18 protein-coding genes are annotated in these 16611 nt (G+C 44.2%); 2 read left to right on the top strand and 16 right to left on the bottom strand.

Going from position 1 to position 16611, the window contains the following annotated elements; genetic code table 11:
* Position 1: 1 nt before the first annotated feature.
* Positions 2 to 1135 carry a glycerol dehydrogenase gene (locus NSS66_RS13695; protein WP_340959129.1) on the bottom strand — a complete coding sequence of 378 codons (1134 nt, stop codon included), beginning with the start codon at positions 1133 to 1135 and terminating at the stop codon, positions 2 to 4.
* A gap of 189 nt (positions 1136 to 1324) precedes the next feature.
* Between NSS66_RS13695 and NSS66_RS13690 the strand changes: the two genes are divergently transcribed.
* The gene (locus tag NSS66_RS13690; protein ID WP_340959128.1) at positions 1325 to 2356 is read left to right on the top strand and encodes a PocR ligand-binding domain-containing protein; all 1032 of its coding nucleotides are present in this window, start codon (positions 1325 to 1327) and stop codon (positions 2354 to 2356) included.
* Positions 2357 to 2535: 179 nt separating this feature from the next.
* On the opposite strand, the gene NSS66_RS13685 is transcribed toward NSS66_RS13690, so the two are convergent.
* The 3 genes from NSS66_RS13685 to NSS66_RS13675 all read right to left on the bottom strand — a co-directional run bounded on the left by NSS66_RS13685 (position 2536) and on the right by NSS66_RS13675 (position 4322).
* Positions 2536 to 2742, bottom strand: coding sequence for a hypothetical protein (locus tag NSS66_RS13685; protein WP_340959127.1), 207 nt, complete (start codon positions 2740 to 2742; stop codon positions 2536 to 2538).
* A gap of 148 nt (positions 2743 to 2890) precedes the next feature.
* Positions 2891 to 3334 (bottom strand): SUKH-3 domain-containing protein, encoded by a 444-nt coding sequence (locus NSS66_RS13680; protein WP_028542481.1) that lies wholly within the window; start codon positions 3332 to 3334, stop codon positions 2891 to 2893.
* A gap of 505 nt (positions 3335 to 3839) precedes the next feature.
* The gene (locus tag NSS66_RS13675) at positions 3840 to 4322 is read right to left on the bottom strand and encodes an SUKH-3 domain-containing protein (RefSeq protein WP_028542480.1); all 483 of its coding nucleotides are present in this window, start codon (positions 4320 to 4322) and stop codon (positions 3840 to 3842) included.
* A gap of 418 nt (positions 4323 to 4740) precedes the next feature.
* On the opposite strand from NSS66_RS13675, the gene NSS66_RS13670 reads away from it, so the two are divergent.
* Complete coding sequence (locus NSS66_RS13670; RefSeq protein WP_340959126.1) at positions 4741 to 4917, top strand: hypothetical protein; 177 nt, start codon at positions 4741 to 4743, stop codon at positions 4915 to 4917.
* A gap of 141 nt (positions 4918 to 5058) precedes the next feature.
* Here the strand turns inward: NSS66_RS13670 and NSS66_RS13665 are convergent, their stop codons facing one another.
* The 12 genes from NSS66_RS13665 to NSS66_RS13610 are packed head-to-tail and all read right to left on the bottom strand — an operon-like array spanning position 5059 to position 16592.
* Positions 5059 to 5517 carry an SMI1/KNR4 family protein gene (locus NSS66_RS13665; RefSeq protein ID WP_028542479.1) on the bottom strand — a complete coding sequence of 153 codons (459 nt, stop codon included), beginning with the start codon at positions 5515 to 5517 and terminating at the stop codon, positions 5059 to 5061.
* Positions 5518 to 5530: 13 nt separating this feature from the next.
* Positions 5531 to 5965, bottom strand: a complete 435-nt coding sequence (locus tag NSS66_RS13660) for an SMI1/KNR4 family protein (RefSeq protein WP_028542478.1) — start codon at positions 5963 to 5965, stop codon at positions 5531 to 5533.
* Positions 5956 to 8769 (bottom strand): HNH endonuclease, encoded by a 2814-nt coding sequence (locus NSS66_RS13655; protein WP_340959125.1) that lies wholly within the window; start codon positions 8767 to 8769, stop codon positions 5956 to 5958. Before NSS66_RS13655 ends, NSS66_RS13660 begins: the two co-directional genes overlap by 10 nt.
* Before the next feature lie 21 nt (positions 8770 to 8790).
* A complete protein-coding gene (locus tag NSS66_RS13650; protein WP_023989844.1) occupies positions 8791 to 9183 on the bottom strand; it encodes a DUF4280 domain-containing protein in 393 nt (130 codons plus the stop codon).
* A gap of 15 nt (positions 9184 to 9198) precedes the next feature.
* Complete coding sequence (locus NSS66_RS13645; RefSeq protein WP_028542476.1) at positions 9199 to 9723, bottom strand: hypothetical protein; 525 nt, start codon at positions 9721 to 9723, stop codon at positions 9199 to 9201.
* Positions 9705 to 10352, bottom strand: coding sequence for a hypothetical protein (locus NSS66_RS13640; RefSeq protein ID WP_023989846.1), 648 nt, complete (start codon positions 10350 to 10352; stop codon positions 9705 to 9707). The genes NSS66_RS13645 and NSS66_RS13640 overlap by 19 nt, the downstream gene beginning before the upstream one ends.
* Positions 10349 to 11761, bottom strand: coding sequence for a phage tail protein (locus NSS66_RS13635; RefSeq protein ID WP_103744867.1), 1413 nt, complete (start codon positions 11759 to 11761; stop codon positions 10349 to 10351). Before NSS66_RS13635 ends, NSS66_RS13640 begins: the two co-directional genes overlap by 4 nt.
* Positions 11758 to 12357, bottom strand: a complete 600-nt coding sequence (locus NSS66_RS13630) for a hypothetical protein (protein WP_023989848.1) — start codon at positions 12355 to 12357, stop codon at positions 11758 to 11760. The genes NSS66_RS13635 and NSS66_RS13630 overlap by 4 nt, the downstream gene beginning before the upstream one ends.
* A 25-nt stretch (positions 12358 to 12382) precedes the next feature.
* Positions 12383 to 13159 carry a hypothetical protein gene (locus tag NSS66_RS13625; RefSeq protein WP_023989849.1) on the bottom strand — a complete coding sequence of 259 codons (777 nt, stop codon included), beginning with the start codon at positions 13157 to 13159 and terminating at the stop codon, positions 12383 to 12385.
* Between the two features lie 18 nt (positions 13160 to 13177).
* The gene (locus tag NSS66_RS13620; RefSeq protein ID WP_023989850.1) at positions 13178 to 13330 is read right to left on the bottom strand and encodes a hypothetical protein; all 153 of its coding nucleotides are present in this window, start codon (positions 13328 to 13330) and stop codon (positions 13178 to 13180) included.
* A 60-nt stretch (positions 13331 to 13390) separates the two neighbouring features.
* On the bottom strand, positions 13391 to 13903 hold the full coding sequence (locus tag NSS66_RS13615) for an RDD family protein (RefSeq protein ID WP_340959123.1): 513 nt from the start codon (positions 13901 to 13903) through the stop codon (positions 13391 to 13393).
* A gap of 37 nt (positions 13904 to 13940) precedes the next feature.
* Positions 13941 to 16592: a molecular chaperone gene (locus NSS66_RS13610; RefSeq protein WP_071558383.1), complete on the bottom strand. Its 2652-nt coding sequence runs from the start codon at positions 16590 to 16592 to the stop codon at positions 13941 to 13943.
* Positions 16593 to 16611 lie beyond the last annotated feature (19 nt).

Genomic DNA, 16611 nt, shown 5'->3' with positions numbered 1-16611 from the left:
GCTACTTTACCTCCGCTTTGTACTGGCTCCCGATACGGTCGGCCGCAGCGATTGCCGCTGCAACCTGCTCCACTGTGACCGAAAACGGCATGGAATGAATCGATTCCTCCAGAATGCAGGCCTTTGCAGCTACTTCCATGAGTTCTTCCTGGCTGATATGATCGACGCCAATATCAGCCAAGCAGACCGGTAAACCGACGGCTAAACAGAAATCAAGTACCTGATGTAATTCTTCCGTCGGTGCGTTTTCGAGCACCAGCTGTGCGATCGTGCCGAATGCAACTTTCTCTCCATGATAATAATGATGCGTGCCTTCCAAAATCGTGAGTCCATCATGAATCGCATGGGCCGCCGCAAGTCCGCCGCTCTCGAAGCCGAGGCCTGAGAGTAAAATATTAGTTTCAATGATATTTTCGAGTGCTTGCGTAACTTGGTTTTCATCACATGCCGCTTTTGCTTTGGTACCGTCTTTCAACAGCATTTCATAACATAGCGTTGCAAGTGCAATCGCCGCATTCGTACCTACTGCTGGCGCACACTGTCCTTCGCGTACTCCGTTAGGCAGTCCGGCATTGACCCTGGAGTAAGAACGGGAGGTCGCACGGGCTTCAAAGTAAGTCGACAGTGCATCACCCATGCCTGATACGAGGAATCGGGTTGGTGCATTGGCAATTACGGTGGTGTCGACTAATACGACACTCGGACTTTGCTTAAAATAGGCGTAATCGTCGAAAGCGCCTTCCGGGGTGTAAAGAACGGCCGAGTGACTTGTCGGTGCATCCGTCGCAGCAATCGTCGGACAGATGATAAGCGCTTCCCCTTGGGCCACGCATTTCGCCGCGTCGATCGCTTTCCCACCGCCGAGACCTACGATACAATCGCATCCATTCGCAGTAGCAATTTCCTGAAGTCTAGACACTTCCTGTCTGGAACACTCACCCATAAAACCGCTTTCAATAAAGGTTACGTTATATTTACCCAAAGTGGAATCAAGCTTATCTTTTACCCGCGCCACATCGTCAGGATGCGCAATCAGTAAAGCGGATTTGCCGAAAGTGCTCACATAGTAACCCAAATTCAACAATTCGTTTTCACCTTGTACATATTTGCTTGGGCTGATAAAAGCTTTTCTCATCTATAATTCCTCCTTATGATTGTGTTGGCTTCGTTCTGATTAAAACTATAACCGAACCATGTAAACTTTACATTGGAGGAATCAAGGAATATATTATAATCTACAATCGTATTTTTTTGCACTGAAGATCACAAATTGTACTTTTTTGTTATCGCTTACAGGATAATTTACCATTAAGGGATGAGAATCTTGATACGTGAACATTTGAGCATCCAGAAAATCTTTGATTTGAAAAAGTGGGAGCAGTTGCAGGATTCATTAGCATCCGTTACCAAATTAGCCATTCTCACCGTCGATTATAAAGGGAATCCCGTAACTAGCCACAGCCAATGCCAATCGTTCTGCAAGAAGGTTCGCCAGGATGAGAGTCTCCTTCCCTACTGCCAAAAATGTGACTCTCGCGGTGGACTTGAAGCGGTGCGTTCCAACAAACCTTATATTTATCTCTGTCATTATGACATCGTCGACATCGCGGTACCGATCATTATTGACGATAAGTACATCGGCGCCGTCATGGCAGGTCAGGTCCGCTTAGCCGATCCTTCGAGCGCCTTACAGCTGGAGCAAATCCTCACGTCAAAAAATGAAAAACTGTACAGTTCCAAATGGGAGGAACTTAAGAACGACTACGCCGATCTGCCATCCATGACCTATCAGGAAATTCAGACGATCTCCAACATGTTATCCTTATTGTGTAATTATATTGTTGAAGAAGCCATGAACAAAAATCTTCTCGCAGAAATGTTCGAGAAGGCGTCAGCCACACAGTCCACTATGCAGTTGTCCGAGATCCTTCCTGGCTACTCGCTGGAGCATATCGAAAGCCTTAAGAAAGAAATGAATAATTTCTTAGCAGATGCCTATCTGAATTCCTCAGGAGATGTGGATATTCCGTGCGGAAATCCCGTACTAAAACCCGCCTTTGAATATATTTTTGAGCACAAGGGTGAAACTTTTTCTCTCAAAGCCATGGCTGACTTGTGCCACATTAGCCCAAGCTATTTTAGTCGGCTGTTTGCCAAGGAAACGGGGGAGAACTTTTCCAGCTATCTTTCCCGCCTGAAGATTAAATGGGCGAAGCAATTGCTTGAAGCTACAGATATTCCTGTATCTCAGATCAGTAGCGAGCTCGGCTTCAATGAGCCGGGATATTTCATTAAAATATTCAAAAAATATGAAGGCACAACGCCCGCGGTGTACCGAAAGTATTACAAGGGATAAAATAAACGAAAAACAGATGATTCACGGGTCTAAGGTCACCATGATCATCTGTTCATGTAAATTAGTTCTGCTCAGCTACTTATGTCCTGGTGTGCTTCTCAAGCTGCAAGAGATGGTGATTTGCGCTCAATCACCATCCCCTTTTTATCAGCAATTTTATGTTGGAGTGTTCTTTTTCTTTACTGTAGTGTTTCAGACTGATCCTGAGCGTTCGTTTCATTGTGCACGGATTCCGATTTTTTCTTGCGAAATAATTTGGCGAAAAACTTGCCTATTACACCAAACATACCTGCACAAGCAGCACCAATAAGTATGATAACCTTAATTCCCGCGCCCTTAAAAAAAGCAATACTTGAGATTGGCAAAATTACTTTTACTATCGCCATTTCTTCTCCATGTAGTTCCTTTCCATTTTTATTTTGGGTATACAGAAAAAAAGCCTATTCCCCCATTGATTCAAAACGGAATAAGCTTTAAAAGTTTATTAAAACTGAAGTTATTTATTGCTTAGTTGACTTTGTTAAATACTTAGCTTCATTCCTCACTAATTACCTTTACTTCTTTACTCTCACATAAATTATTCATAGCTTCATATATATTATTGCCAAATTTCCAAATATAATAATCGTCCATGATACCGTATACTTTTCCTGTCTTAGACATAAACATAGTTGCATTATCGTCATATGCCAATCCGATTACAACTAGCTCTTCTCCAATTATCGTTTCATACCTGCGATAGTGTTTCCTTTCGATTCCTTCCCTTAAAAATTCAGGACCTATCTGAAAGTCATCTGATTCGTCACTAGGCACTGAATACTCTAGTCCTCCGAAATGTTCAAATGCCTCTTTAGCAGGATCAAATACTTCAAATCCTTTTTTTTCTAAAAAGTTTATTGTTGAGCTGGTCTCTACTTTTCTTTCAGAATACCAACCAGCATCTTTTAAAACATTAATAGTTCTTTGCGAAAAAGTCATATGTTAACCTCACTCAGTTTATTTATCATTTAAATTACCATTATCAACCACAAAGTCCTTGAATGTTTCCTTGCATTTTTTAAGTATCTAGTGCTTCATAAATGTTATCTCCGAACTCTAAAATGAATATTCATTTTCCCTACATAAAACACTATAATTAGAAATAAATATTATTAATTTTGTACTATGCGCCTTGTCTAACTACAAGTTTTGTTTATACTGTATATTTACTGACAACTCTCGCAGCAACACTCTAAAAGCCTCAGTCTATGAAAGTATGCCTTTATCCATTTTCGCAACTTTCGCTACTAAATTGTAATCGATTATTTCTCTGCTACTTCTAGCTTTTGATACGGTTTGCAAAAAAAGACTTACCTCAACTCAAATTTCGAGTGGAGTAAGTCTGTGGCTAAGTTATTAGCTTTTATTAATCGTATTAATTCAGTATATTCTACTTTCGTGGTAGTACGTAGGCTATTTTATATTTGATCTACAGTACTATAAATTAATCCTCAGGAAATAAATTAGGGAATTTATCTTGGTCTAGATATTCCTTGTTAAAATAAACTTCTAACATTTCATAAAAATCGAAACCTATAAAAACAATATACATAAATTCATATGAACCAGCAAAATAAAATTTATCTGAGTCTGAAATATAAATATCGAGTGTACTTCTAGGAAAGAAACCTAAAGGTGTCAACTTCTCACCAATTATTTCTTCAAATTCTTTTAACTCTTCGAATGTTACCTCGCCTTCACTTGGATCAAGTATTAAAGATGTATAATAATTCGAGCCTTTGGATGGTAATTTCAAATTTATACCTCCAAATTCCCCCAATATATTTAATGCTAAGGGATTTGGCGTAATATTGTACTTTTGATACATGTCCTTATAAAGTGATATATCAATTTTCCTTCCTTCATACCAACCATTTTCCTTGAAGTATTTTTTAATCTTTTCGCTCTTAAAAATGTTTCCCTCCATTATTTATTTTTTCCTTAAATACAATTCAAATAAATAATCCATAGTGCCAAATCCTCTAGATTTAATTCTTTTATCAACAGATGATTAGTTGCATTAAACTCAACACAGTTCTTATCTATCTACGCAATAGGTTAGATACAGGAATTTTACCGTGTTCTTTAATTGTTTGCTTTCCCAACCCTTTCTGTCCCGATTTCCCACTAAATCTAATATCAATGCTACCTATTTTTCTATCGACGGTAACAGCTTGCTATCTTTAGAGCACTACTTTGAATCTTTATGAACTTTGACAAGACCTTTTTAGCAAGCTAATCCGCTTCTTCTTGCGTAAACTTATAACTCATGACCTTATTGTAATTCTTCTGCATATCTGTCTGTGGAAGTCGTACGCTGTCCATCTTATTAACGTGTGGAACCGATGGAACAGAGGCTCTGTTGTCCATTTAAATTTCTGACCCAGTTAGCTGCCGGTCTGCTCCAGCTTGTTTACATCTTTGCCAAAGCTCGCTCCGAGGCTGGGACAGATCACTTGTCTAACTTTAGCGATATCACTATTTCCTTCACTGTAGTGACACCATTTATGGTCGTGTTGTGACTGTAATCGGAGCTACCGTTGACATTGCGCCATCTCCTCACCACCCCCAAGGTAGCAGCTAGAGTAAAAAAAAAAGCCCTAAAGGGAATTTTGGACTTTAGAGAGTCCTATTCCATATTAGGGACTTACTATATTTTAGAATTAATCTGGCTTGAAGAGTGAATTTACAAACTCGCTAAAACTTTGGGATACTAATTTAATAAATTCTTGCTTTAACCCGTTGTCCTCCTCAATATAATCCAAATCGCAGAAATAGACTGTTCCTTGGTCCTCTCCATTTATAGAAAGACATATAAGACTATCTGCAGGATCTACACCAAAAGGGATAAAATTAGAAGGAATTATTTTCCCAATATTATATTTTTCATAGTAATATTCTAAATTATTCTCCGTTTCTTTACTTAGTGGAAGAAATAACATAATTGACGATGTTATTGTCTTATCTTTTGTTTCAAATCTTCTTCGAACAGTCTTACCTCCATTATGACACAGTAAAAAATTCTTATAATCATTTGGCAAGATAAGATTAAACGTTTCTTCAAAAGTTTCTAATTCTTGATTTTTAATTGGTTTAAATGAAAATTCAAATTCTATATTCATAAAATCCCACCCACTATTCTATAGAATACAATTTATCAAGTAACTCCGTAAAAGTATCACAGACAGGTGTTATAGCTTCTTCCCCTATCTCTTCATGATCAAAGAATATAATTAACGGAACTTCTTTATTAAAGCGATAATCAAAACCAAGTAAGTTGCCAAATGGGTCTCTCCCAAAAGGAATAATTCCTTTGGTGAAAGAATCCTGTGCAAACTCACGAAACATTGTAATATTTAGCTCGCTATTGGTAAAGCTAATCAAATCATTAAATACTCCTTGTGCGCCGTTATCATAATCAAAGTTATTAGGTACGGGATAACCACCATTAAAATTTTTAACGCATTCCTTATAATCTTGAGGGAAAGTCACTTGAAAAAGTTGCTCAGTTGCAGCTATAGTAGCGTCATCGACTGGCCCCTCTGCAAAAAGCCATTTTTTCAATCCCATATTAACATCTCCAGTATTTTATTTTTCAGTTTCCCCGTTCTACCTGGTTTTCCGCCACCCCAAACCGCTCTTCCACCGGTATGTCCTGCAGCTTGATGTTCAAAATAATCAACTACTTGCATTTTTCCTGGATCTTGATGATGATGCCAAGTTAAAGTTTTTGGAACTTTGCCTTCTTTTAATAAGGCTAATTCATCTGCGCTGAATTTTTCAGCAAGTTTTGGATTTTTAGCTATATCATCATATAGCTTTTTTGAAAGATATTCAAATTGTACACTATCCGGCTCTAAGTAATATTTTTCAGGTAAAGAAAGATCATATTTTGAATCAAACATAGGGAAGCCTTCTTTATCATACGCAACTAGGTAATTATTACCATTTTTTACAGAAGTAAAAGTGTAAGAGGTTGTACCATCCTCATTGCGAACTTTCTTTTTATAGTTTCTTGGCGTGTTAGGTTTCCTAGTATATGGAGGTTGCTTTCTAGCTGCTTCTTCCATAGCCTTCTCATAAGCTTCTTGCTGTTTAGCTTGGGATACTTTCCCCGTTCCCTCAACCTTTTTCGCCGCGCTCTCTTCCATTTCCTTCATGACCTTGTTGTAATTCTTCTGCACATCCGTCTGTGGAAGTGGTCCGCTGTCCATCTTATTAACGTGCGGAACTGGCGCTCCGTTGGCTGTGGCCAACTTCCCGGGGCTGAGGCCGTCTGCCATTTTACTTAGTTGCTCATTGAACTTCTGACCCAGTTTACTGCCGGACTGCTCCAGCTTGGTTACAGCTTTGCCAAAGCCTGCCCCGACTGCATCTACACCTTTGCTAATCCATTGCGGTGTAACCTTGCTGCCTACCTTTTCCGCGAATCCGCCGATGGCCTTGCCTACTTTGGAATCCAGTACGCCCACGGTGACAAAGCCCAGTCCTGCGTCCTTTGCTACTGAGCCCCAGTTGATCTTCTCACCACTTAGCACCTGACTCGCCAGATTTTCCGCGGCATTTGTCACACCACCGATCGCTGCTTTTCTTAGCAACGTTCCTCCTACACCGAGTGGACCAAAGATCGCTCCAGACACTGCCCCGATCCCCGCTTCTTTTAAGCCGGTCAGGGCATAGTCACTAAAGTCGCTCACTTCCCCTCGGGCGATATCCGATGCCGCCAAACTCGCTACGCCCAAGCCGCCTGCAAGCAGTGCTCCTCCGGCTACCGCCGCAATGACCACCGTACCCGCTCCAAGCGTCGCTACCGTAATGGCTGCTACCACGGCTACGGCTGCCACAACCGCCAAACCGCCCAAAATATTCATCCCCAGCTTGCCCCAGTTAAACGGTTCAGGGGGTGGCGGCGGTGGAGGTGGCTCACCTTCCTTCGGTTCATCATCAAACGGCGGGTATGCAGTTCGGTCGCTACCGTCCGCCCAGACGTTTCCTCCCAACACGTGGTATTCGTTTTCTACCGAAAGCCCCGTGCTTCCTCCCGTCTGATACGCCATGACCTGACTGGTTCCGTCAATAATGATTTTCTTCGGCGTATTCAGAATGATTTCCTGCTCTGCTTCTAACGATAACTTCTTGGGACTAGTTATTTCAATCCCAGTAGCATCGTCCAGACTCATTTGCAATGTCCCACCCGGATCACCCATGATATGGATGCGACCCGGTGCCATTTTCAGCTCACTTCCATGCTCCGTACCGAAATATCGATCATTGGGATTACTCGTTTTCGCACAACCGTCTCCATTTGTACGAACCGCACCCAAAATCATTGCTCTGGAACCAGACGCATCTGGAAAATACAGGCTTGCCTGTGTTCCCACCTTCGGCATACTGTACATCGCACTTCCCGTTGGGGGAGCGAACGGGTACCAATGCGGCTCAGATACCCCGTCATCCTTATCAATCGCCAGCCGAAGCTTCACTTCCTCTCCCCGTACCGCCAGAACCTCTCCTTCCAGAGAAATTCCGATTGTTTTGGGATTGGGGATGAAATCGCTGCGAATACCCTCCGCGCGGGCCAACACATAACTGAATAGCAAATGCCCCTTTTCCATGCGGCTTCGCAATTCAGTTACAATCATTGATTTCTGGCGAAATTGCACCTCGTCTCCAAGAGCATACCGTTCTCCGCTTTCGATCTCGTATTTGAAAAAGTCGGTATCATGTAGCCCGGCTGACGTTCCGCCTGCCCGCTGATAGCCCTTTAAATCTTTAATTGCCGTATAAGGCGTATCCTTCCGAATCGTTCGCTGGGTGCCAGCTGGCATGCCGAAATACAGCTTCGGCGCTGCGGACTCCCATATGTCGCTGACCACCACTGTATGTAAACGGCTCGCCATCCGTTTCATAAGCTCCCAGTCGGTTTCATCATATTGTAAAATGGCTTCGCCTACCGACTGCTCTCCGGTCTGGAACAAGACATCACTTTGCTCATAGCCTTGAGCAAGCTTATGCACTAACTGTCTATATGTTTGTTTTTCCTCAGGAAAAGACCGCTTTCTTTTGACAATATCCAGCTCAAATGAGCCACTGATTCCTTCCAGTGTAAGTGTATATACTCCATTATGGTTCTCAACTTCCACCGTATGGACGACACCCTTAAACAAGCTGATTTCTTCTTGTCCATTCTGCGCATACACATGTAGCTGATCCTCTGAGGTCGCATCTAGCGCAGCCGTGGCATGACTCGACTCCTTACAAATGCCTGTGAGTGTAATACGCCCATGCTCACTCGGCTTCCACTCGATCTGAACATCCTTTAAGACCTGAATGGGGTAGGGGGAATCTATTCGAATCTGATCATATCCTATCATGTTTTCAAACCTCCCTTCCAGCTACTCCTCCTGCTGGCCATTCGTATGAAATTCGATAAATCCATGATATAAACAAGTCTGAAATGAAGAGGTCGTCAAGGCTGGCTGGCCTTCCACCTTTGTCTGTTCTTTTGTGTTTTTCCACTTATCCGTCAGCATCGGCAGGCATGGCTTTCCAGAAATAGTGGAGCCATCTTCGGCGATCAGATAAATAGTTTCGGCACTCGGCTGTTCCGGACTATTACAAATTCCAAAATGAGGAACATTTTCAGGAGAATAATCTCCTTCATTCATCATGGGTTTACCATTAACAAAAGCCCCGTGGCTGTTCGGCAAGTTGATCTTTCGAGGATGGGTCCCGCAAGTGCAACGCATACAGGCCCCCCGTACGACATAATACTCATTGTCTGACATGTGCCCTTTCCCTCCCTATTTCACCTCGACTTGCTCCAAAGCGATCCCTGTGTAATCACGCCGCAATATACTTTCCGCCACGTCTAAACGGACGATGATCATCGGGATAGCACTCTCCTGGATTGTAAATATCTTGTGGCTCCGAATAGCATCTGCTTGTAATACCAGCTTTCGAAACACACTTTGATCCAAATTCCATTCACTTTCCGGATGTACAGCTGTGAGCCGCTCCACAAAAGGAATATAGTAATTCTTCTGTATCCTCTGTTCGATCTGAGTAAGTATCGTTAATTTCATAGGCATCTCCGGCACATAGGCCTGGACAAGACGCTTTAAAGCATCTGAAATAAGAGGAATGGGACCTTCTAAATAATCAATAAAAATACTTTCTGCATCTGCCTTCACGTGAAACATCAATGGCTTGACAATATCCTCCGGCTGCAAATCATACAGCTTCCACGGATCAATCGTTTCCATCACCTTTTGTAGCGTAGGAACATTGGTATACCGCACATCCTGCTTTAAGAGGAAATAATCCATGAAGATTCCCCCTCTCGTGTCTCGGCTCCCTCACTATGCGTAAAACGGCACAATATTTCGCTATCATCTCGATACTCTCCGGCAAATATCGTGCATATGTCAGCTTTCGGCAACCTTTCTAGTGAAGGGGAAGCAACGAAGGCGGGCATCTGACTTTTCAGAAACTCAACGGTGAGCAGATGGTATTTAACCGCTTCAATTTGTTGAATTTGCTCAATATCCATCGTCGTAATCTTACGGGCATAATCGGACTTGAGCTTTTCCAGCTTAGCCATGCGATTGAACAGAGGCTCGAAAACAAAGTTTGCCGACCATTCCACAGCGCATTCAGCCTCATCCAGAAACCAATTCTCATCATAGGCATCTATACGATAAACCGCTCTATTTTTCATAACACGGGTTCTGAGCAAGGAGATATAAATATATCGAATATCCCCCTTGCGACCTTGCTCGTGCTGAAGGGTAGCGAGCTGGCATAGCGACTCTAAAGCTGCTAAAAGCTCCTCTTCAATGGCTTGCTGCCGTGCCAGAAAGTTGTTTTCAATAAGTGCCAAATCATGTAGCCATTCCGTAAATACGTGCTTTTCCAGCAAATCCTGCAACGCAGCATCCCGATCCATGAGCTTCATTCAATGTTCACCTTACCCCCGGTAAATCTCACATCGTCCATGATGTCGAGTTTGGCTCCGGATTGAATAAAACTTACGCCTTCTTTCCCCTCCATAATAATTTTCGCTCCCCCTGTAATTTGGATATCTTCCTGAGCAGACAGGGTTATTTTTTTGTTACTATTAATTTCAATCCCGCCTTCATCCGTGAGACGCATGAGCATTTGCCCACTGTTGATAATTTCTACTGCACCAGGCTTGAAAACGACTTGTTTGCCGTACTTGGTGCTGATACTTTTGACCGCAGGATCACTCCTTTTAACCGGATCAGAGGAGGCAAGATCGACAGAACTGGCGGCAAAAGCATGCTGCTCCCGTTCATCCGGAAAGTACAGACGAATTTGATCCCCTGCTTCTGGCATAACATACCAGCCGCTGCCATCAGGAGAAGAATAAACCGTAGAATAGGGAAACCACATAGCCCCGGATGCAGTCGAGTCTTGATCAATTTCCAGCTTGATTTTCACTTTTTCTTTGGAAATATCAATCACCTTGCCAAACAGAGAGGCTCCTGACAGATCATAGGCATAGACGGTTGGGCATTTTAACCCATGTGCATCTCGTAAAATGTAACGATTCACGATCAGATTTCCTTCTGTGGTCGTTTCCGCCTTGGCTATGTAAAGAGTTCTTTTATGAAAAATGACGGAACTACCGAGTTCTAGCACTTTGTTGCTGGTCACTTCATAGCTCAAGCTGTTAGACTCGCCATATTCCGGCAGTCCGTTGCGGGACATGAGCTTGTGCTCCTTCAAGTCTTTTTTTATGGAATAGTTATGTTCGTTCAGCGGTTGAGGGGCACTAGAATGGGGGACACCAATCACATATTTCAGTCCTTGTTGCATCGTAATTGGAATTAAAGCAGCATGTAGCCGAGAAGCAATTCTTTTGACAAAAGCCCAGTCCGTTTCATTGTATTGCACTAATAATTCACCGATAGCTGCGCCATGAGAAGCCTCATCAATCACTTCTGCATCAGTATATGAACTTGTAACATGCGAAAACAGTTTGTTATACGACTCTCCTGTTTTTTGGAATGAACGACGTTTTGGGCGAATATCCATCATTAAGGTTTCACTGCTAGCCTCAATCGTAAGCTCGCGTACTCCGTTTACAGCTTTTACAGCAATATTCGTGACGATTCCCTGAAAAAACCGGATCTCCTTGCCTTCACTTTTTAAGAAGACTTCAATGTGCTCATCTTCATCCGCTTTTTCTACGTATTGATCCAGCTTGTCCTCCGAAACAATTCCACGTATGCAGAAGCTCACATGTTCGTTTAACTGTTTAATGAGATGGATACTTAATACACGCTGAAACTGATAAGGGGCCACCTGAACATCTGCTGTGGTGTAAATGGGGTTACTCATTCATATCCCTCCTTTTCTGCCTCGTCAACCGTTTGAATGGTACGAATCATCTGCAGGGCGACATCCCGCCATTCAGCATACTGCTTATACGGACAACAAAATGTTCCCATGACCGTCTTTCCTTCCAGCTCAAAGTAGAACATATTGTGGTAGATGGGCTGGTCCAGCGCAGGACTTTTAAAGTCAAAATAGCCAATCTGCTTACCATGTATCTCTTCTATTTTTTCTTCATAAAATACGTGGGCAGGATTCATATTTTTCATCATGGCCTTCATGCCAGAAGTGAGCTGCTCCACCCATTCATCTTGTAACGTCTGGTCCACCCGATTCAGGGTAACATCCACACTGCCCAAATCATTCGTCAAAATCATTTCTGGACGTTGCTCATGAGGATATTTGATCTTTTGTAAATGCTTGGGCATTGGAGTAAAGATAGAGGGGACATGCATTTTCAGTCGATCCTCAAAAAAAGATCGCTCTTCAAACACATAGGATTGACCGTTAATGATTATGGGTCCTGCTAAAATATTGTTAGACCTCTTCAGCTTCTCCATCTCACGGAGCCGATCCAAAATCTTTTCATCCTCATATTTCATAATGCACACTCCTCTACCTGATTTTCTAATCCACAATCATCCGTCCTGCTCCGCCGCCCTGCCAACGGCCTGCTGTTCGTTTTCCACGTCCGGCGCCTTCTAGAATAAGAACTAGCTGTCTATGCAACTGAGCATGAGAATAATCTCTGTATTCCGCACCATTTCGGTTTGCAATGTAATGCTGGATAGATTCTCTGTCCACGGCTTCCAGGTTCAGGCACATAAGCGCAAACATACAATCCATCGGATCTGTGGCACCACTTTTAAGCAGTTCGGATGCGAAGTAGCGCATCGTTTCCGGGCGCAATGTACTCTGCTTCAAACCCGCAAAAGGAGCATAAATATCGCTCCATGTATTGAATTCGGTAGCCATGTCAGCAAAATCCTGATAATCCGAGCGAAGCACGGCTCCATCTTTGAGCTTGAATCGGCCCAGCTCCATCTCATCCAGACCGATCTCTGCCTCATCCTCCAGCACGATATCTGCATGATGGGCTGTGAAATCCGGGCGATCTGTTTGTTCCAAAAAGAGCAGCTTCAACACCGACAGCCGCCCCGTGGCCGCATACGGCACTTCCTGCTCCTGCTCCAGCAGGTATAGTCTGTCCTTGTGCTTCACGATGCCTCTACCAATGGTCAGCGTGTACTCCCCGACAGTTACGTTCATTCCGGTAATAATGCCATCCGAAAAATCCTGATACCGGATATCCAGAAAACTGCGAGGGTAGTCTCGCAGGTTCTCTAGCATCTCGGTTTTAAGAATACGGCCCTTCTCAAACTTCGGAACGATATGCGTTAACATGGTACTCCCCTCCTTTCCCTATTCTTCTTTATTTAGGGGAACAGATAGCCGATTCACACCGGGTGCAGGAGGCGGAACAGGAACTGCATCATCGATGGGTTGAGCTTTACTTACTCCAAGTAGTCCAGTAAATAGGCGAATATTCTTTTCTAAAAATCTGCGTATATCCATCGTGCTCCCCCTGATTGAAAACTGCGGTTCATAATAATCTTAGAATCTATTTATCCACCTTTACATCCCGGCTCCCCGTTGAGCCTGCTCACGAAGGATATAGTCCAGCTCGCGTTTGTCCACAACATAGGTACGGGCAATTAGATCGTGGAGGGCCTGTTTTCTCTCCGTAAAGGCTGCCATGATAAAGCCGACGAACAAAATGATGACCGATATAAGCTTACTCCAGTAGCGGGCACTTGCACGTCCAAAGCTGAGCTTGTGATTAAACTCATCTACCACAACGATGCCGAGAGCCAGCTTGCCCACCGTGGCTTTGCATTTGGATGATTCCATAAGCGCATAATATAGCCATATAGCCCCCCAATTCAGCAAGGTCTGTCCTAATAATCGCATTGTAAAAATAGCAGACGGCCCGTCTGTCAGCATAGAGTTTTCTGCTGGGGACGGTATCCAATCCCCTAAGGCCCGAATCACAATCCAGATCAATCCAATTATTAAAAATACAAACCATAGAATAAGACTATCGATGATATAAGCTAAGGTGCGTTTCCAAAAACCCGCATACAGCATGCTGTCCCCTCCAAATGTGTTTACTTTTCTTATTCAATTATTTCGTGCCGTCAAAGAAATCCAGCTCGGAGAGATCATTTTCGAAGGCAAAAAAGCGTTTGGGACCCAGATGCAACAATTCATCTCGACGGGTAATCGGGACCACATAAAAGCCCCAGCGGCTATCCCCGACAAAAACAAAATATTTCGTTTCCTCATTGCGGATGGAGTCCGTATCATCTTGCGGGATATCCCGCCCATACAACACGGCAATTTCCTCATACGGCATGGGTTCAAAAGCTTCTGGCCGACTACGATACACATGCCGCTGACGCAGCTTGCCACCGTCGGCCGTCAGGAAGAACTCCACCTCAGCCGCATGGGACGGCCGGGAAATAGAACCGCGTACCCGGTTGCTCTCCAAACTCGCAATCAGCTCCTTCTCGCGTCCCGTATGTGTCCATGCGCTGACCGTATACGGAATAGCCGGAATATGATTGGTAATGACAGGCTCAATCGTGCCCATTTTTTTAGCGTTCAGGTAACGGATAGCCCCGCGCAGACAGGCCATTTTCAACTCAGGTACCCGGCTGAGGTCCTCTGCCTTTTGACGAAACTCAATACTGCGCCCTGGTACAAATTCCTTGAGTGCTTCGCGAAATACGTCAATCCGGCAGGACTGCCCGGTTAGCTTGATAATCGAATAATCCTGCAAGCGCCCCTCCAGATAAAAATCATCCAGAAACTTGCGCACAATATTGTAGATGTCTGCCTTAAGAAGTTGCTGTATCTCCCGAATGTTAAACACCACATCAGGCAAACCATATTCATCACGAAACCGTCCGTTCTCGATGACTGAAACCAGCCAACGATCCATCACTGCAATGTTCAGGTCGCTTTCAGCAGATAATACCTGCTCGGATTCGAAGCGGCTGCGCAAGATCCCCGTACGTAGAAAAAATTCCTTTTTCATATTTTCTGCCGCGCTCCACAACAGATGAAAATTACTCAGTACCCGCTGATATTCATCCCGTGTAGCATGCTCATACTGTTTGAATGCGGTAGGCAAGATGGCCTCTGCCTCACGGTAGCGTTCCTCCAGTCCCGCATATACAGCATCTACACCAAACTCATCCACATGACGGTACAAATCTCCCGAAGGAATACCGATCAGGGCATCAATATCGGTGTCAGGCAAACGAGTCTCCGCAGCATAATAACCTGCAAATACAATTTTCATAAACTGCATAATCCGATACGTCAGATTGTTTCCGCCAAAATTGGTATCCCCATTTTCATACGTTGTGTGAATATCCAGCTTGTAAGCAATACGTCCGTCCTCAATTCGGAATCGGCAGGAAGACAAATCTGTCGTGCCTCCACCACAATCAATGACAAGTGCCTGATACTCCTCACCGTCCGCAAAAGTCCCTCGTTCCATCTGGTCTGCCAGCGTGTTGTACAGCACCGCCAGCCCTTCGTCCAACGCATCCTCCGCTTCAATCCGGTAATCAGGCAAAATATCGCTAAACATCTCTATAAACTGGGGCTGCAGCTTGACCGGAGCAGAAAAGTGCAGATTGCGGAACCGACACTTAAATTGCTGCTCGGCTGTAGCAATCACATAACGGATAAAAGCAGCTAAAATATCGCTGCGGGAGGCAGTTGCTGTATTCCCTTCGGAATCCATTAATTCCTCGATTCGCTTATAATCGTTGACCCAACGCTTGATTCCCCGTAATACTGTCGCACGGCTGCCTGCCACGTCAGATCCACGTAGTGCATCCTCCCCAAATACATAAAGGATATGTTCTGGATTGGAGCAGTCTGCGACGCGAATAGCAGTCGGCAATACTTCGATCCAGTCGCCTTCTGCCCCTTCTGGGCCGGGGAATGACACATAATTGATGGCGTTCAGCCTTACTGTGCTGCTCATACCTGTATCAGGGGCCGTAACGTAGGAACTATCCAAATAAGCACCTGCTGTGGTGTTAGAGGTGCCAAAATCAATCGCAAGTACCGCATCTGTAGTTTCCGTGCCTCGAATGATCAGCTCTGCCACCGGAACCCGGTGACCTTGAAGCTTCAGCGGCAGCATCGGCTTATCTCCATAGTAGAGGTTATAAAAATATTCTGATTCCTGTCTTCGCAGAAATAGCAGGCTATAACTATGATTGGACGTCTCTCGCAGTTCAGCGTCGCGATGACGAGAAAGATAATATACGCCTGTTCGTCCCTCATCCTTCACCAAATTCAAAACACCGCACAGTTCTCCTGTCGCATTCACCAGCAGCACATTAGATGAGCTCAGCCAGGGCAAATCGGATTCGATCCGGTAGTTGTCCATGCGACCTGTGCGTACACCCTGATACAGCATGATTTTAGCGGGAACCCGGATACCGCTGCTCTCCTGCCGACGGTCGTTCCAGTTTCGCTGTAGAGCCGATTCCATGCGTTCAAAACCGCCAGGGTTCGGCCTTGTGATGAGTAAATGCTCTTCCGCGCTCCGAAAACGCAAAATCACGCGAATCAATTCTTCACGTGCCAGGCGATTGGCAAAGCCCTCGACCAGTCGTTCCTTATCGCATATTCCGCGTAACTGAAAGGTCGTCATTTGTTCCAATTCCGCCCGCGTGTATTTCGCCGTGAAGCGTATGCTTTTTCGATCGGTGAGCGGGTCTAGCAACCTGTATGTATAGGGTCCGTTCATCGTTCACATGTCCTTTCTT

This window comes from Paenibacillus sp. FSL R10-2748 (genome assembly GCF_038005565.1).
GTDB classification, from domain to species: Bacteria; Bacillota; Bacilli; order Paenibacillales; family Paenibacillaceae; genus Paenibacillus; species Paenibacillus polymyxa_B.
Note: the sequence above shows the minus strand (reverse complement) of the source record. Positions and strands in the feature narration are given on the sequence as shown.

Excerpts from the sequence above, each read along its gene's own strand:
- NSS66_RS13695 (WP_340959129.1), bottom strand. The coding sequence starts at position 1,135 with ATGAGAAAAGCTTTTATCAGCCCAAGCAAATATGTACAAGGTGAAAAC.
- NSS66_RS13685 (WP_340959127.1), bottom strand. The coding sequence starts at position 2,742 with ATGGCGATAGTAAAAGTAATTTTGCCAATCTCAAGTATTGCTTTTTTT.
- NSS66_RS13680 (WP_028542481.1), bottom strand. The coding sequence starts at position 3,334 with ATGACTTTTTCGCAAAGAACTATTAATGTTTTAAAAGATGCTGGTTGG.
- NSS66_RS13675 (WP_028542480.1), bottom strand. The coding sequence starts at position 4,322 with ATGGAGGGAAACATTTTTAAGAGCGAAAAGATTAAAAAATACTTCAAG.
- NSS66_RS13670 (WP_340959126.1), top strand. The coding sequence starts at position 4,741 with ATGGAACAGAGGCTCTGTTGTCCATTTAAATTTCTGACCCAGTTAGCT.
- NSS66_RS13665 (WP_028542479.1), bottom strand. The coding sequence starts at position 5,517 with ATGAATATAGAATTTGAATTTTCATTTAAACCAATTAAAAATCAAGAA.
- NSS66_RS13660 (WP_028542478.1), bottom strand. The coding sequence starts at position 5,965 with ATGGGATTGAAAAAATGGCTTTTTGCAGAGGGGCCAGTCGATGACGCT.
- NSS66_RS13655 (WP_340959125.1), bottom strand. The coding sequence starts at position 8,769 with ATGATAGGATATGATCAGATTCGAATAGATTCCCCCTACCCCATTCAG.
- NSS66_RS13650 (WP_023989844.1), bottom strand. The coding sequence starts at position 9,183 with ATGTCAGACAATGAGTATTATGTCGTACGGGGGGCCTGTATGCGTTGC.
- NSS66_RS13645 (WP_028542476.1), bottom strand. The coding sequence starts at position 9,723 with ATGGATTATTTCCTCTTAAAGCAGGATGTGCGGTATACCAATGTTCCT.
- NSS66_RS13640 (WP_023989846.1), bottom strand. The coding sequence starts at position 10,352 with ATGAAGCTCATGGATCGGGATGCTGCGTTGCAGGATTTGCTGGAAAAG.
- NSS66_RS13635 (WP_103744867.1), bottom strand. The coding sequence starts at position 11,761 with ATGAGTAACCCCATTTACACCACAGCAGATGTTCAGGTGGCCCCTTAT.
- NSS66_RS13630 (WP_023989848.1), bottom strand. The coding sequence starts at position 12,357 with ATGAAATATGAGGATGAAAAGATTTTGGATCGGCTCCGTGAGATGGAG.
- NSS66_RS13625 (WP_023989849.1), bottom strand. The coding sequence starts at position 13,159 with ATGTTAACGCATATCGTTCCGAAGTTTGAGAAGGGCCGTATTCTTAAA.
- NSS66_RS13620 (WP_023989850.1), bottom strand. The coding sequence starts at position 13,330 with ATGGATATACGCAGATTTTTAGAAAAGAATATTCGCCTATTTACTGGA.
- NSS66_RS13615 (WP_340959123.1), bottom strand. The coding sequence starts at position 13,903 with ATGCTGTATGCGGGTTTTTGGAAACGCACCTTAGCTTATATCATCGAT.
- NSS66_RS13610 (WP_071558383.1), bottom strand. The coding sequence starts at position 16,592 with ATGAACGGACCCTATACATACAGGTTGCTAGACCCGCTCACCGATCGA.